This is a genomic window from Pseudomonas sp., assembly GCF_051660785.1.
Taxonomy (GTDB): Bacteria; Pseudomonadota; Gammaproteobacteria; order Pseudomonadales; family Pseudomonadaceae; genus Aquipseudomonas.
On sequence record NZ_JBOFQE010000104.1, the window covers coordinates 31,409 to 45,088 of the forward strand.

The following is a 13,680-nucleotide window of genomic DNA, read 5'->3' on the forward strand; positions in this document are numbered from 1 at the left end:
CTCTTGATTCAGTTCCAACAAATCCAACATGAAGCAACACTTCAGACATACAAACCAATCGAAACCAATTAAAACAGAAATACCCAACTCACAGACAATAAAGCTACTATGACACCAACTAACAAACCAACTAAAAGGACACCACCAAAAAATATAAAACCCCGCCACCAGCTAACCTGTGAAACATCCGAAAACTTTCCATAAACCGATCGAGAAAAGACAATCCTTAATGAGCAAACAACATGACAAAATTCAAAACGAAAATTGGCAACCCAATGACAATCATTGCAATATTTGCAACGCTGTCTGAAACTTCGGCTGCAATCTCCCTCCCCTTTCTGGACAATAAGGAACGAGAGATTTATATCTGGTTCCTTATCAGCTTCCCTTTTTATTTGCTCTTCCTTTTCTTCGCCACACTCAACTTCAACTATCGGTCGCTTTACGCGCCCTCCGATTTTGAAAAAGGAAAGCATTTCATAAAGGCCATGAGTGATACCGATCACGCGTCAAGCGGCATACCCGCAGATTTACCCGCGCCTGTGATTGAGCAGTACGAACGTTCAACGGTGTTGCTAAAGGATCTTCACATCGTCGACGCTCGATGGATGAATAACAAAATGGATTTCAACACCTTGATGGAAAAGGTCCAGCACCCACGGGAAAACCCTGCGCGCGTGATCGTGTTTCTCACGTGCACTGATTCAGAGGCATTGCTGAAGGAAGGCGCACACAAGCAATCGAAACAGACAAAGAAACGCAACAGCTCTGCGTTCTGGGTTGCCTACAATTTGAGCTCACATGGCATGACGATGATGGCTTGAGTGCCGATAGCAGAAGAATGCTCTCGAAGGGCCATCGAAGAGCAAAAGCAAACAGAAGCGTATTTGTAACAACAAGAAAGTTGAACATGATGCCCGGCAGCAAACATCCCTCTTTCAGAATTGTGGCCTTGTCATCGACAAGGCCACATTTCCATTACCGTCGTTGCAGCGTCAAAGGTCTCAGAAAAGCTTCCGGCCCTTGTTTGCAGCGATACGCATGCGCAAGGCGTTGAGCTTGATGAAGCCCGCCGCGTCGGCCTGGTTGTAGGCGCCGCCGTCTTCTTCGAAGGTCGCGATGTTGGCATCGAACAACGATTCGTCGGACTTGCGCCCGGTGACGATCACATTGCCCTTGTACAGCTTCAGGCGCACGACGCCGTTAACGTGTGCCTGGGACGCATCGATCATCTGTTGCAGCATCAGGCGCTCAGGGCTCCACCAGTAACCGGTGTAGATCAGGCTGGCGTATTTAGGCATCAGCTCGTCTTTGAGGTGAGCCACTTCGCGGTCCAGGGTGATCGATTCGATCGCACGGTGAGCGCGCAGCATGATGGTGCCGCCAGGGGTTTCGTAGCAGCCACGGGACTTCATGCCCACGTAACGGTTCTCGACGATGTCGAGACGGCCAATCCCGTGTTCGCCACCGATACGGTTCAGGGTCGCCAGCACAGTGGCCGGGGTCATTTCGACGCCGTCCAGTGCCACGATGTCGCCGTTGCGGTAGGTCAGTTCCAGGTACTGCGCCTTGTCTGGAGCCTTCTCCGGGGAGACGGTCCATTTCCACATGTCTTCTTCGTGCTCGGTCCAGGTGTCTTCCAGCACGCCGCCTTCATAGGAGATGTGCAGCAGGTTGGCATCCATCGAGTACGGGGATTTTTTCTTGCCGTGGCGCTCGATCGGGATGTTGTGCTTTTCAGCGTAATCCATCAGCTTTTCACGGGAGAGCAGGTCCCACTCGCGCCAAGGGGCGATCACTTTCACGCCTGGCTTGAGTGCGTAGGCGCCCAGCTCGAAACGAACCTGGTCGTTGCCCTTGCCGGTGGCGCCGTGGGAAATGGCGTCAGCGCCGGTTTCGTTGGCGATTTCGATCAGGCGTTTAGCGATCAACGGACGAGCGATGGAGGTACCCAGCAGGTACTCGCCTTCGTAAACGGTATTGGCGCGGAACATCGGGAACACGAAATCACGCACGAATTCTTCGCGCAGATCGTCGATGTAGATTTCTTTGACGCCCATGGCCTGAGCCTTGGCGCGTGCAGGTTCGACCTCTTCGCCCTGACCCAGGTCAGCGGTGAAGGTCACCACTTCACAGTTATAAGTATCCTGCAGCCACTTGAGGATCACCGAAGTGTCCAGGCCGCCGGAATACGCCAGAACGACCTTGTTTACGTCCGCCATGCCATCACTCCACGGGGTTCTACGGAAAGCCGTGAAGTCTACCGGTCATACGGAATAATTTACAGAGGCGCGACAGCTTATGACGACGAAGCGACAGATTCTGTCGAGCGAGCGACGAATCCAGCGGGTTCAGGAGGTCGCCGAGGAGCTTCCCGGCGTCGTGGTTTGAGGCGCAACTTTCTCGGTCGGAGCCACTCGCTCAAGGCGCACGGCGACACGGCGATTCTTCGCGCGATTGCTGGCATTGGTGTTTGGCGCCACAGGGTAGCGCTCCCCGTGGAAACGCATGGTGATCTGCGATTCCTGAATGCCATTGGCCTTGAAATAATCCATCACCGCCAGCGCCCGACGGCGTGACAGTTCGCGGTTGGTCAGGCGATTGCCGCTGTTGTCGGAGTGCCCGTCAAGTTCGATGTGATTGACCGTAGGATCAGCCTTCATGAACTCCAGCATCACCTGCAACTGAGACTTGGCTTGCGGATCGAGATCGACGCCTTCACCCGGAAAGCCGATCTCGGACTGTTTGACCTGTTCGAAATTCTTCGGCAGCAGTTTCGCAACGCAAACCTGATAGTCATTGAAGGCCTTGCTGAACTTGACCGGCAACAGGCGCACTTCAGACACACGGCCATCGCCGGAGGAATGCCGAATAACCGGGCTACGGCCGTCCATCAACCCGCTGATCAGGCGCCCGGCCTGAACTTGGGAGCTGTTGAACAACACGTTGCCGCTGCCGATTCTCACCGACCCCAGGTTGATGTCGCCACGTCCCGGCTGCCATGGCGCAGCGGCTGCCAACAGGGTCGCGGAACCACCGCCGATCATTGCGTTGTAGGCTTTCAGACGAAACGTCGCCTGCTCGCCGGCACGGCGCACGAATTCACCCGAACCGAAATCGGTGATCGGTTGAGTCAGGCGGCATTCGAACTTGTCACCTTCGACCGTCCACTCGATGCTCTCCAGACGGGTCTGGAAAGTGAGCGCCATCGCAGGGAGGCTGGCAAACACACTGAGCAAGGCTAAATAACGCTGGCGCACGGGAGGCTCCACTGGCTTCTACAACAAAAAGACCGACACACATATTTACGGCATACCTGTTGGATATCGGAAGCTTCCCGCAAAACTTGATAGCGAGTGCCTGAGAGAGTCTTTTCCGGTAGCATTCCCCTCAGTTTGACCCGCCTGGAATCCCCTCATGTCCGACCGCCTGACCCTGCTGCGTCCCGACGACTGGCACATTCATCTTCGCGATGGTGCCGTGTTGACCAATACCGTTGCGGATGTCGCGCGCACCTTTGGTCGCGCCATCATCATGCCCAACCTGGTACCTCCGGTGCGTAACGCCGCTGAAGCCGACGGCTATCGTCAGCGGATTCTCGCTGCACGCCCGGCCGGCAGTCGTTTCGAACCGTTGATGGTGCTGTACCTGACCGACCGTACCCAGCCCGAAGAAATTCGCGAGGCCAAGGCCAGCGGTTTCGTTTACGCCGCCAAGCTTTACCCGGCCGGCGCGACCACCAACTCGGACTCTGGCGTCACCAGTATCGACAAGATCTTCCCTGCACTTGAGGCCATGGCCGAAGTCGGGATGCCCTTGCTGATTCACGGTGAAGTCACCCGTGGCGATGTCGATGTGTTCGACCGCGAAAAACTTTTTATCGATGAGCACATGCGTCGTGTGGTCGAGCGTTTCCCGACGCTCAAAGTGGTGTTCGAACACATCACCACCGCCGACGCCGTGCAGTTCGTCAACGAGGCTTCGGCCAACGTTGGCGCGACCATCACCGCACATCACCTGCTGTACAACCGCAATCACATGCTGGTGGGCGGGATTCGGCCGCACTTCTATTGCCTGCCGATTCTCAAGCGCAATACACACCAGGAAGCCTTGCTCGACGCCGCCACCAGCGGCAGCGACAAGTTCTTCCTCGGCACCGACTCGGCGCCTCACGCGCAGCACGCCAAGGAAGCAGCCTGCGGCTGTGCCGGTTGCTACACCGCTTATGCGGCAATCGAGATGTACGCCGAAGCCTTTGAACAACGCAACGCGCTGGACAAGCTCGAAGCCTTCGCCAGCCTCAACGGCCCGCGCTTCTATGGCCTGCCGGTGAACACCGATCGCATCACCCTGGTCCGCGATGAGTGGACCGCCCCGACCAGCCTGCCATTTGGCGAGCTGACCGTAATCCCGCTGCGCGCCGGTGAAAAACTGCGCTGGCGCCTGCTGGAGGAACACGCGTGAGTGAAGACCATTTCGACGACGAACAGGACGGTCAAGGCGGCGGAGGTGGTTCGCGCCACCCGATGGCTGAGCGCTTCCGTGGATACCTGCCAGTTGTTGTCGACGTTGAAACCGGCGGTTTCAACTCTGCCACTGACGCCCTGCTGGAAATCGCCGCGACCACGATCGCCATGGATGAAAAAGGCTTTGTGTATCCCGATCACACCTATTTCTTCCGTGTCGAGCCGTTCGAAGGCGCGAACATTGAAGCGGCCGCGCTGGAATTCACCGGGATCAAACTCGATCATCCGCTGCGTATGGCGGTGAGCGAGGAAGCGGCCCTGACCGATATCTTCCGCGGCATCCGCAAGGCCCTGAAAGCCAACGGCTGCAAACGGGCGATCCTGGTCGGGCACAACAGCAGCTTCGACCTGGGCTTCCTGAACGCCGCTGTCGCGCGCCTGGACATGAAACGTAACCCGTTTCATCCGTTCTCCAGCTTCGATACCGCGACCCTCGCCGGTCTGGCTTACGGTCAAACTGTACTGGCCAAGGCTTGCCAGGCGGCGGACATCGACTTTGACGGCCGCGAAGCTCACTCGGCACGCTACGACACCGAGAAGACCGCCGAGCTGTTCTGCGGCATCGTCAATCGCTGGAAACAAATGGGCGGCTGGGAAGACTTCAACGACTGATGTGGGAGCGAGCCTGCTCGCGATGCAGGCGACGCGGTTTACCATGAAGATCGCGTCATCGTTCATCGCCAGCAAGCCGGCTCCTACAGGGATCTGCGTTTATTCCGCCCATAAAAAAAACCGGCCTCAGTGGCCGGTTTTTTTATGCCTGACGCTTGGTCTTACAGCGCCGCAGCGTGCTCGGTCAGGTAAGCCGAGACGCCTTCTGGCGAAGCGTTCATGCCTTTGTCGCCTTTTTTCCAGTTGGCAGGGCAGACTTCGCCGTGCTCTTCGTGGAATTGCAGCGCGTCGACCAGACGGATCAGCTCTTCCATGTTACGGCCCAATGGCAGGTCGTTGATGATCTGCGAACGGACAACGCCTTTATCGTCGATCAGGAATGCGCCACGGAAAGCCACGCCGCCTTCGGACTCAACGTCGTAGGCCTTGGCGATTTCGTGCTTCATGTCGGCAGCCATGGTGTAACGAACCTGGCCGATGCCGCCATTGTTTACCGGGGTGTTGCGCCATGCGTTGTGGGTGAAGTGCGAATCGATCGACACCGCGACCACTTCAACGTTACGAGCCTTGAAGTCAGCCATGCGGTTGTCCAGAGCGATCAGCTCGGATGGGCAAACGAAGGTGAAGTCCAGCGGGTAGAAGAACACCAGGCCGTATTTGCCTTTGATGGCCGAGGACAAGGTGTAGCTGTCTACGATTTCGCCATTGCCGAGGACGGCAGGTACGGTGAAGTCCGGGGCTTGTTTGCCTACGAGTACGCTCATTGAATATCTCCTGGTCTATTAACGTGAAGAACTGGGTTCGCGTCAGCCTGCCACCCTCAGGCGACAGCCCTGTGACACGACCCCCTTCGCAAGGACCGACCATCATACACGGCGTTTTTGAGCTGTCCTCAACGGTTTTTCACCGGGGCATCAAATTCGTCTTCGCGACAGCTAGTGGCAGATCGCCTGGAGAAAAACCGTTCGTCAGTCTCACGCGCTTATAACGCAAAGCTTTCAGAAACCACTTTGACAATCATTCTCGTTAACATTAAGATCCATCGCAATTGAGTCACAACCAGCGACGGTTCTCACTTATGTATGTCTGCCTCTGCACTGGCGTCACCGACGGTCAAATCCGCGATGCAATCTATGAAGGTTGCTGCAGCTATAAAGAAGTCCGTCAGGCTACCGGCGTAGCTAGCCAATGCGGTAAATGCGCCTGCCTTGCCAAGGAAGTGGTGCGTGAAACCCTGACCAAATTGCAATCGGCACAGGCCGCGATTCCTTTCCCTGTAGAATTTACTGCCGCGTAATTACCGCATTCCAAAGAACCGGACTTCATGTCCGGTTTTTTTATGTCTGAAAATCAACTGCTTACGCTCTAGACGCGGAACACAAACATTCTTATTCCGATTAATTTTCATTTAAGTTTCAATAACTTAGGTTTGACACTCTTAGTTGTGCGGCTCAAACTCTGCTTTATAGACAGCTAATACAGGGCAGGACCCCATCATGAAAGGCGACATTACAGTCATCCAGCATCTCAACAAGATCCTCGCCAATGAGCTGGTCGCGATCAATCAATACTTTCTGCATGCGCGCATGTACGAAGATTGGGGTCTGAACAAGCTCGGCAAGCACGAATACCACGAATCCATCGACGAGATGAAGCACGCGGACAAGCTGATCAAGCGCATCCTGTTCCTCGAAGGCCTGCCGAACGTCCAGGACTTGGGCAAGCTGCAGATCGGCGAGCACACCCAGGAAATGCTTGAGTGCGACCTGCGCATCGAAAAAACCGGTCATGCCGACCTCAAGGTTGCCATCGCTCATTGCGAAACCGTTGGCGACTTCGGTAGCCGTGACCTGCTCGAAGACATTCTTGAATCCGAAGAAGAACATATCGACTGGCTGGAAACCCAACTGGGCCTGATCGATAAAATCGGTCTTGAGAACTATCTGCAATCGCAGATGGGCGAAGACGAGTAAGTTAGCGCCCGCTAAACTCGAGACAATAAAAAGCCCCGCACTCTTTTAAAGAGGCGGGGCTTTTTTATTGCCCGAGATTCGCAGGGCAATCTGTAGGAGCCGGCTTGCTGGCGAACAACAACACGCGGTTTGTCTGATTAACTGCGTGTTCGTTCATCGCCAGCAAGCCGGCTCCTACAGGGTGGATCAGGCTTCGGTCTTGCCAGCAGCAGCTGCTTCAACAGCCGCTTTGATGGTACTTTGCAACGAACCGTCAGCAGCCATCTCGGTCATGATGTCGCTACCACCGACCAGCTCACCACCGACCCACAGTTGCGGGAAGGTTGGCCAGTTGGCGTATTTTGGCAGGTTGGCGCGGATTTCCGGGTTCTGCAGGATGTCCACGTACGCAAACTTTTCACCACATGCCATCACGGCCTGCGCGGCTTTCGCGGAGAAGCCACACTGCGGGGCATTCGGCGAACCTTTCATGTAAAGCAGAATGGTGTTGTTAGCAATCTGCTCTTTAATCGTTTCGATGATATCCATGGAGCACCTCGGCTGAACTTTCCGACTCAGGGGTCGGCACGGTGGCGCATTGTAACGGAAACCCGAGCGCCATGCTCGGTCTCCCCGACAGACACTATCAAGCCGCCGCCACAGTCACTGGAACGCCATTCAACGCCGCATTTCCCGACAACTCGTCGAGCTGACATTCATCAGTCAGGTCATTGGCGCTGGAGCCGGGCTGACCACTGGCGATCGTCATCTGTACGCCCGGGCGTGCATGGCCCCAACCGTGGGGAAGACTGACCACGCCTTTCATCATATCCAGGCTGGCGACGACTTCCACTTCGATCATGCCGACCCGCGAACTGACTCGCACGCGCTGCCCATCGCTGAGCCCGCGGCTGGCCAGGTCGTCCGGGTGCATTAACAACTGATGGCGCGGCTTACCCTTCACCAGACGGTGATAGTTGTGCATCCACGAGTTGTTGCTGCGCACATGACGGCGGCCAATCATCAACAACTCATCGGCAGCCGGTGCTTGCAGCGCGGCGAAGCGTGCCAGGTCGGCGAGGATTGCGGCCGGCGCGGCCTGGATTCGCTGGTTGGCGGTTTTCAAACGTGGGGCCAGATTGGATTTGAGCGCACCCAGATCGACACCATGCGGGTGATCGAACAACGTTGCGAGCGAAAGCTTGTGTTCAGAGGCATCGCCATAAAGCCCCATCCGCAGACCACGATCGATCATCTGTGCAGGGGGAATGGTCGGTTTCAGTTCCTTGCCGGTCTTCGCCGCAAAGGCCTGGGCCAAGCCGACAAAGATCTCCCAGTCATGCAATGCACCTTCGGGCTTGCCCAGGATCGCCCGGTTGAAACGGGTCACGTTACGCACCGCAAACATGTTGAACGTGGTGTCGTAGTGATCGTTTTCCAGGGCCGAGGTCGACGGCAGGATCAGGTCGGCATAGCGCGTGGTTTCATTGATGTACAGGTCGATGCTGACCATGAACTCCAGCCCGTCCAGCGCCTGTTCCAATTGGCGGCCGTTGGGTGTGGACAACACCGGGTTGCCGGCGACGGTGATCAGTGCACGAACCTGCCCTTCCCCGCCCGTCAGCATCTCCTCCGCCAAGGCCGACACCGGCAACTCGCCGCCGTACTCGGGACGCCCGGACACCCGGCTCTGCCACAGATTGAAATGCCCGCCCGACGTCGAGGCCACCAGATCCACCGCAGGTTCGGTGCACAACGCACCGCCGACGCGATCGAGGTTGCCGCTTACCAGGTTGATCAGTTGCACCAGCCAATGGCACAGCGTGCCGAAGGCCTGGGTCGAAACGCCCATCCGGCCATAGCAGACCGCGGTCGGTGCCGCCGCGAAATCCCGGGCCAGTTGGCGAATCTGCTCTGCCGGCACCGCGCACAACGGGCTCATGGTTTCGGCGGTAAATGTTGCGATCGCCTGACGCACGTCTTCCAGCCCGTCCACCGGTAAATGGCTGTCGCGGGTCAGGCCTTCGGTGAACAAGGTATTGAGCAACCCGAACAAAAGCGCCGCATCGCCACCTGGGCGCACGAAAAGATGCTGATCGGCAATCGCTGCCGTTTCACTGCGACGCGGATCGACCACCACCACTTTGCCGCCACGTGCCTGAATCGCCTTCAGGCGCTTCTCCACGTCAGGCACGGTCATGATACTGCCGTTGGAGGCCAGGGGATTGCCGCCCAGGATCAGCATGAAATCGGTGTGATCGATGTCCGGAATCGGCAACAGCAAACCGTGGCCGTACATCAAATGGCTGGTCAGGTGATGCGGCAACTGATCGACCGAGGTTGCGGAAAACCGGTTGCGGGTTTTCAGCAAGCCCAGGAAATAATTGCTGTGGGTCATCAACCCATAGTTATGCACGCTGGGGTTGCCTTGATAGACCGCCACCGCGTTCTGCCCATGACGTTCCTGAATCGCCGCCAGGCGTTCGGCGACAAGACTGAAGGCGTCTTCCCACTCGACAGGCTGCCATTCGCTGCCCACTCGCAGCATCGGCTGGCGCAGACGATCCGGATCGTTCTGGATGTCCTGGAGGGCAACCGCTTTGGGACAGATGTGCCCACGGCTGAACGTATCCAGCGGATCGCCTTTGATTGAAGTGATTTGCACGCCGCTGCCTTCGACCTCGGAGGTCTCGATGGTCAGGCCGCAGATGGCTTCACACAGGTGGCAGGCACGGTGATGGAGAGTCTTGGTCATGGCCAGTCTCTGTTTTGTTCTGGGCGGGCAATATCGGCCGCGGGAACAAAACTATGGCGCTTGACCCGCGACTGCGCCAGCGACGTTCGTCTTGTGAATCGGCGACTATCAGGCCAGCCGATGGCCACGCAAGATCAGTTCGGCGGCAACCCGGGCGGCGGCGCCTGCAACTGAATATCCTGAATGGTTTCGATCTGTTCCTGGGCGAGATGTACGCCTGTGAGCTCACCGATCAGTCGCCAGTGCTCGTCGAGCCCGGTGCTGATGGTTGCCATGCGGTCGATCATGCGTCGACCGGCCGCCTTGGTCACTTCGTCATCACTGCGCATCAATTCGAAGGACATTGACGTCATCGACGCAGTGAGGTGGGTCAAGGAACGGGCCGTGAGGCCGAGTAAGTCCATTAACAGCTGTTCTTTCGATTCCATTCCGAAGGCTTCCTGCGTCACTCGTGAGTTAGTTATAACCCAGCACTTTGCATAAGCAAATGTTTCAGGCCTGACACAGTGACGGCCGGTGCCCTGGAGCATTGTCAAAACATGAGTACGGCCGCACAGACAATTTCACTGAGGCTGCGAAATCTTCAACGCCTTCTTTTTAAGGGGTGAGGTCAATGCCGTCCATATTCCGCCAACAGCCAACCAAAGCATGACGCCGGACCCGATCAGGATGATCGCTTTCTGGTTTGCCAGAATGCCCAGCTGATAAGGCTCGGCTTGATAGACCTGCAAAACAATATCAATGACGCTCACCACGGTGAACCACGCGACCACCAAGGCAGCGCCATGCTTGAGATCGGGCGTCGATCGGGCGAGTGCCGAAGCCCCCAGATAGATTCCAATTGCGATCAATCCCCCCATCACCAAAAACTGGGTCGAATCAATCTGCAATCGCGTCATCCCTGAAGTTCTTCACGCCGATAAAAGCGCCGACGATCGCGCCGACCACTGCGCTCGGAACGCCAGGATAAATCGTGCTGGCGATAATCGCGAAGCCCATGACCGTGGAAATCACAGCCATATCGAACGCGGGAGAAACACGCCGCAGACGTGTAAGGCCAGTGTGTCCGGTTTTATTGATTGCCATACAGCGCTCCCTCCCTGGGAGAGTTTGACGTTACTCAGTCGAGATTCCGCAATGGGGCGGATATTACCTGAGCGCAGCCCGATACCCGGCACCTGAAAACGTAACAGCAAACGACTCCGCCACGTTGAAACGACGCCATTGACGCAGTGAAGTTCGAGGGCAGAGAGCGCTGCTCAACGGGTCTGTTACTCTTCGCCGGATGACGAGCCTGAGCAGGGCATTTATTGCATTCCAGCTCCGGCACCGTGTACAAATGTTGCTGCGGGCCTGCGCAACCGGGATCAATGCCACGACGCACAGGTCAAGCGGTGTAAAGCTTGAAACATGTTGGACGCTGTAAAAACAGCCCCTATTGGAAAAACGCGACATTTAGTGTCAATATCGCGCCTCCCCCTATTTCGTCGCCCCGTGCGGCTTACGCCGCAGGTCTCGCCCGTTTTTCAGTTAAACAAGGCTTTGAGTATCTGCGGTCTGTTGCAAAAAGGTAGTCAATGATGAGCGCAAGGCACTTTCTCTCCCTGATGGATTGCACGCCCGAAGAGCTGGTCAGCGTGATCCGTCGAGGCGTTGAGCTCAAGGACCTGCGTAACCGCGGCGTACTGTTCGAGCCCCTGAAAAACCGCGTGCTCGGGATGATCTTCGAGAAGTCCTCGACCCGCACCCGTATTTCGTTCGAAGCCGGCATGATCCAGCTTGGCGGCCAGGCCATCTTCCTGTCGCCGCGCGACACTCAGCTGGGCCGTGGCGAACCGATCGGCGACGCCGCCATTGTCATGTCGAGCATGCTCGATGCAGTGATGATCCGTACGTTTTCCCACAGCACCCTGACCGAATTCGCTGCCAATTCGCGCGTCCCGCTGATCAACGGCCTGTCCGATGACCTGCACCCGTGCCAGTTGCTGGCCGACATGCAGACCTTCCTCGAACATCGCGGCTCGATCCAGGGCAAGACCGTGGCCTGGATCGGCGACGGCAACAACATGTGCAACAGCTATATAGAAGCGGCGATCCAGTTCGACTTCCAGTTGCGCATCGCCTGCCCTGAAGGTTTTGAACCCAACCCGCAATTCGTGGCCAAGGCCGGTGACCGCGTGACCATCGTCCGCGATCCAAAGGACGCCGTGCGCGGCGCCCATCTGGTGAGCACCGACGTCTGGACCTCCATGGGCCAGGAAGAAGAAACCGCCAAGCGCCTGAAGCTGTTCGCGCCGTACCAGGTCACCCGCGCCCTGCTCGACCTGGCCGCCGAGGATGTGCTGTTCATGCACTGCCTGCCGGCCCACCGTGGCGAGGAAATCAGCCTCGACGTACTCGACGACAAGCGCTCCGTGGCCTGGGATCAAGCGGAAAACCGACTTCACGCACAAAAGGCCCTGCTCGAGTTTCTCGTCCCGCCTTCGTACCATCACGCATGAGCCATCCATTACTGCTTAACCTGCGCAACCTCGCCTGCGGCTATCAAGTCCAGCGAGTGGTGCAGAACCTCAACCTGCATTTGAATGCCGGCGATATCGGTTGCCTGCTCGGTTCTTCGGGCTGCGGAAAGACCACCACGCTTCGGGCGATTGCCGGTTTCGAACCGGTGCACGAAGGTGAAATCACGCTGGCGGGCGAGACCATTTCCCGCGCCGGTTTCACCCTCGCCCCGGAGAAACGCCGGATCGGCATGGTGTTCCAGGATTACGCGCTGTTTCCACATTTGAGCGTGGCCGAAAACATTGCCTTCGGAATCCGCAAGCATCCCCAAAAGGATCGCGTCACCGAGGAGTTGCTGGAGCTGGTCAACCTGAAAAACCTGGGCAAGCGCTTCCCGCATGAGTTGTCCGGCGGCCAGCAACAGCGCGTCGCACTGGCCCGCGCACTGGCACCGGAACCGCAATTGCTGTTGCTCGACGAACCGTTCTCCAACCTCGATGGCGAATTGCGACGCAAGCTCAGCCATGAGGTGCGTGACATTCTCAAGGCCCGTGGCACCAGCGCGATACTGGTGACCCACGACCAGGAAGAAGCCTTTGCGGTGAGTGATCATGTCGGTGTCTTCAGGGAAGGCCGACTCGAGCAGTGGGACACGCCCTACAACCTGTATCACGAACCGCTGACGCCTTTTGTGGCCAGCTTCATTGGCCAGGGTTATTTCATCCGCGGCCAGTTGAGCAGCCCGGAGTCGGTGCAGACTGAATTGGGTGAGTTACGCGGTAATCGTGCCTACACCTGGCCCGTTGGCGGTGCGGTAGATGTGTTGCTGCGCCCGGACGATATCGTTTATGCACCGGACAGCAGTTTGAAAGCGCGGATTGTCGGCAAGTCTTTCCAGGGGGCATCCACGTTGTACCGTTTGCAGATGCCGACCGGGGCGCAGCTGGAATCGATTTTCCCGAGCCATGCTGATCATCAAGTCGGGGCGCAAGTCGGTATTCGAGTGGCGGCTGAACACCTGGTGCTGTTCCAGGCGTCGGGCAGCACGGCGGCGCAGATTCCGGTTGTAGAGTCCGGTGTTCGCCGCTACAGCACCGCCAGCTGATACAACGCGGACAAAAATGTGGTGGGTCTACACAGCTAGCCTGCTAGCGATGGCGGTATGTCAGTTAACGATGATGTCGACTGATACACCGCCATCGCTAGCAGGCTAGCTGTGTAAACCCACCACGTTGTTCACGGATGCTATTCGGCTAATCGGTGGCAAATAACTCAGGCTGGCATGCGGGCGATGCCAGTTGTACTCGTGCAACCACGACGTCAGGTAGGTCGC

At 57.2% G+C, this 13,680-nt stretch carries 15 protein-coding genes and 1 pseudogene; 7 read left to right on the plus strand and 9 right to left on the minus strand.

The annotated features are described in order from the left end of the window. Window positions 1-242 precede the first annotated feature (242 nt). Window positions 243-824 carry a hypothetical protein gene (locus ACRC4F_RS29335; RefSeq protein ID WP_438662438.1) on the plus strand — a complete coding sequence of 194 codons (582 nt, stop codon included), beginning with the start codon at window positions 243-245 and terminating at the stop codon, window positions 822-824. 180 nt (window positions 825-1,004) lie between these two features. Here the strand turns inward: ACRC4F_RS29335 and ACRC4F_RS29340 are convergent, their stop codons facing one another. Next, window positions 1,005-2,222 (minus strand): argininosuccinate synthase, encoded by a 1,218-nt coding sequence (locus ACRC4F_RS29340; protein ID WP_007898502.1) that lies wholly within the window; start codon window positions 2,220-2,222, stop codon window positions 1,005-1,007. 129 nt (window positions 2,223-2,351) lie between these two features. Continuing rightward, the gene (locus ACRC4F_RS29345) at window positions 2,352-3,260 is read right to left on the minus strand and encodes a flagellar protein MotY (protein WP_438662439.1); all 909 of its coding nucleotides are present in this window, start codon (window positions 3,258-3,260) and stop codon (window positions 2,352-2,354) included. A gap of 157 nt (window positions 3,261-3,417) precedes the next feature. On the opposite strand from ACRC4F_RS29345, the gene pyrC reads away from it, so the two are divergent. After that, a complete protein-coding gene (gene pyrC, locus ACRC4F_RS29350) occupies window positions 3,418-4,464 on the plus strand; it encodes a dihydroorotase (protein ID WP_438662440.1) in 1,047 nt (348 codons plus the stop codon). Further along, a complete protein-coding gene (gene rnt, locus ACRC4F_RS29355) occupies window positions 4,461-5,138 on the plus strand; it encodes a ribonuclease T (RefSeq protein WP_064679478.1) in 678 nt (225 codons plus the stop codon). The genes pyrC and rnt overlap by 4 nt, the downstream gene beginning before the upstream one ends. A gap of 161 nt (window positions 5,139-5,299) precedes the next feature. Here rnt and ACRC4F_RS29360 read toward each other — a convergent pair whose 3' ends face one another. Beyond that, window positions 5,300-5,902: a peroxiredoxin gene (locus ACRC4F_RS29360; protein WP_131060882.1), complete on the minus strand. Its 603-nt coding sequence runs from the start codon at window positions 5,900-5,902 to the stop codon at window positions 5,300-5,302. Window positions 5,903-6,216: 314 nt separating this feature from the next. Here ACRC4F_RS29360 and ACRC4F_RS29365 point away from each other — a divergent pair, with 314 nt between their 5' ends. Both ACRC4F_RS29365 and bfr read left to right on the plus strand, forming a co-directional pair. Continuing rightward, a complete protein-coding gene (locus ACRC4F_RS29365) occupies window positions 6,217-6,435 on the plus strand; it encodes a bacterioferritin-associated ferredoxin (RefSeq protein WP_007943567.1) in 219 nt (72 codons plus the stop codon). Window positions 6,436-6,634: 199 nt separating this feature from the next. Further along, window positions 6,635-7,111, plus strand: a complete 477-nt coding sequence (gene bfr, locus ACRC4F_RS29370; protein ID WP_438662441.1) for a bacterioferritin — start codon at window positions 6,635-6,637, stop codon at window positions 7,109-7,111. Between the two features lie 186 nt (window positions 7,112-7,297). On the opposite strand, the gene grxD is transcribed toward bfr, so the two are convergent. The 5 genes from grxD to ACRC4F_RS29395 all read right to left on the minus strand — a co-directional run bounded on the left by grxD (window position 7,298) and on the right by ACRC4F_RS29395 (window position 10,931). After that, on the minus strand, window positions 7,298-7,639 hold the full coding sequence (gene grxD / locus ACRC4F_RS29375) for a Grx4 family monothiol glutaredoxin (RefSeq protein WP_438662442.1): 342 nt from the start codon (window positions 7,637-7,639) through the stop codon (window positions 7,298-7,300). A 97-nt stretch (window positions 7,640-7,736) separates the two neighbouring features. Further along, window positions 7,737-9,845, minus strand: coding sequence for a molybdopterin oxidoreductase family protein (locus ACRC4F_RS29380; RefSeq protein ID WP_438662443.1), 2,109 nt, complete (start codon window positions 9,843-9,845; stop codon window positions 7,737-7,739). A 134-nt stretch (window positions 9,846-9,979) separates the two neighbouring features. Next, entirely contained in the window at window positions 9,980-10,273 is a 294-nt protein-coding gene (locus ACRC4F_RS29385) for a hypothetical protein (RefSeq protein WP_438662444.1), read from the minus strand. A 135-nt stretch (window positions 10,274-10,408) separates the two neighbouring features. Then, entirely contained in the window at window positions 10,409-10,744 is a 336-nt protein-coding gene (locus ACRC4F_RS29390) for a hypothetical protein (protein ID WP_438662445.1), read from the minus strand. Continuing rightward, window positions 10,725-10,931 carry a hypothetical protein gene (locus ACRC4F_RS29395; protein ID WP_438662446.1) on the minus strand — a complete coding sequence of 69 codons (207 nt, stop codon included), beginning with the start codon at window positions 10,929-10,931 and terminating at the stop codon, window positions 10,725-10,727. Before ACRC4F_RS29395 ends, ACRC4F_RS29390 begins: the two co-directional genes overlap by 20 nt. A gap of 494 nt (window positions 10,932-11,425) precedes the next feature. Between ACRC4F_RS29395 and argF the strand changes: the two genes are divergently transcribed. Next, window positions 11,426-12,346: an ornithine carbamoyltransferase gene (gene argF, locus ACRC4F_RS29400; protein WP_438662447.1), complete on the plus strand. Its 921-nt coding sequence runs from the start codon at window positions 11,426-11,428 to the stop codon at window positions 12,344-12,346. Continuing rightward, window positions 12,343-13,452 (plus strand): ABC transporter ATP-binding protein, encoded by a 1,110-nt coding sequence (locus tag ACRC4F_RS29405; RefSeq protein WP_438662448.1) that lies wholly within the window; start codon window positions 12,343-12,345, stop codon window positions 13,450-13,452. Before argF ends, ACRC4F_RS29405 begins: the two co-directional genes overlap by 4 nt. 105 nt (window positions 13,453-13,557) lie before the next feature. On the opposite strand, the pseudogene ACRC4F_RS29410 reads toward ACRC4F_RS29405, so the two are convergent. Continuing rightward, window positions 13,558-13,680 (minus strand): annotated as a pseudogene (locus ACRC4F_RS29410) (IS481 family transposase); the annotation flags it as partial.

Coding starts and splice junctions, on each gene's coding strand:
- ACRC4F_RS29335 (WP_438662438.1), top strand. CDS start 243: ATGACAAAATTCAAAACGAAAATTGGCAACCCAATGACAATCATTGCA.
- ACRC4F_RS29340 (WP_007898502.1), bottom strand. CDS start 2,222: ATGGCGGACGTAAACAAGGTCGTTCTGGCGTATTCCGGCGGCCTGGAC.
- pyrC (WP_438662440.1), top strand. CDS start 3,418: ATGTCCGACCGCCTGACCCTGCTGCGTCCCGACGACTGGCACATTCAT.
- ACRC4F_RS29360 (WP_131060882.1), bottom strand. CDS start 5,902: ATGAGCGTACTCGTAGGCAAACAAGCCCCGGACTTCACCGTACCTGCC.
- ACRC4F_RS29365 (WP_007943567.1), top strand. CDS start 6,217: ATGTATGTCTGCCTCTGCACTGGCGTCACCGACGGTCAAATCCGCGAT.
- bfr (WP_438662441.1), top strand. CDS start 6,635: ATGAAAGGCGACATTACAGTCATCCAGCATCTCAACAAGATCCTCGCC.
- grxD (WP_438662442.1), bottom strand. CDS start 7,639: ATGGATATCATCGAAACGATTAAAGAGCAGATTGCTAACAACACCATT.
- ACRC4F_RS29380 (WP_438662443.1), bottom strand. CDS start 9,845: ATGACCAAGACTCTCCATCACCGTGCCTGCCACCTGTGTGAAGCCATC.
- ACRC4F_RS29385 (WP_438662444.1), bottom strand. CDS start 10,273: ATGGAATCGAAAGAACAGCTGTTAATGGACTTACTCGGCCTCACGGCC.
- ACRC4F_RS29390 (WP_438662445.1), bottom strand. CDS start 10,744: ATGACGCGATTGCAGATTGATTCGACCCAGTTTTTGGTGATGGGGGGA.
- ACRC4F_RS29395 (WP_438662446.1), bottom strand. CDS start 10,931: ATGGCAATCAATAAAACCGGACACACTGGCCTTACACGTCTGCGGCGT.
- argF (WP_438662447.1), top strand. CDS start 11,426: ATGAGCGCAAGGCACTTTCTCTCCCTGATGGATTGCACGCCCGAAGAG.
- ACRC4F_RS29405 (WP_438662448.1), top strand. CDS start 12,343: ATGAGCCATCCATTACTGCTTAACCTGCGCAACCTCGCCTGCGGCTAT.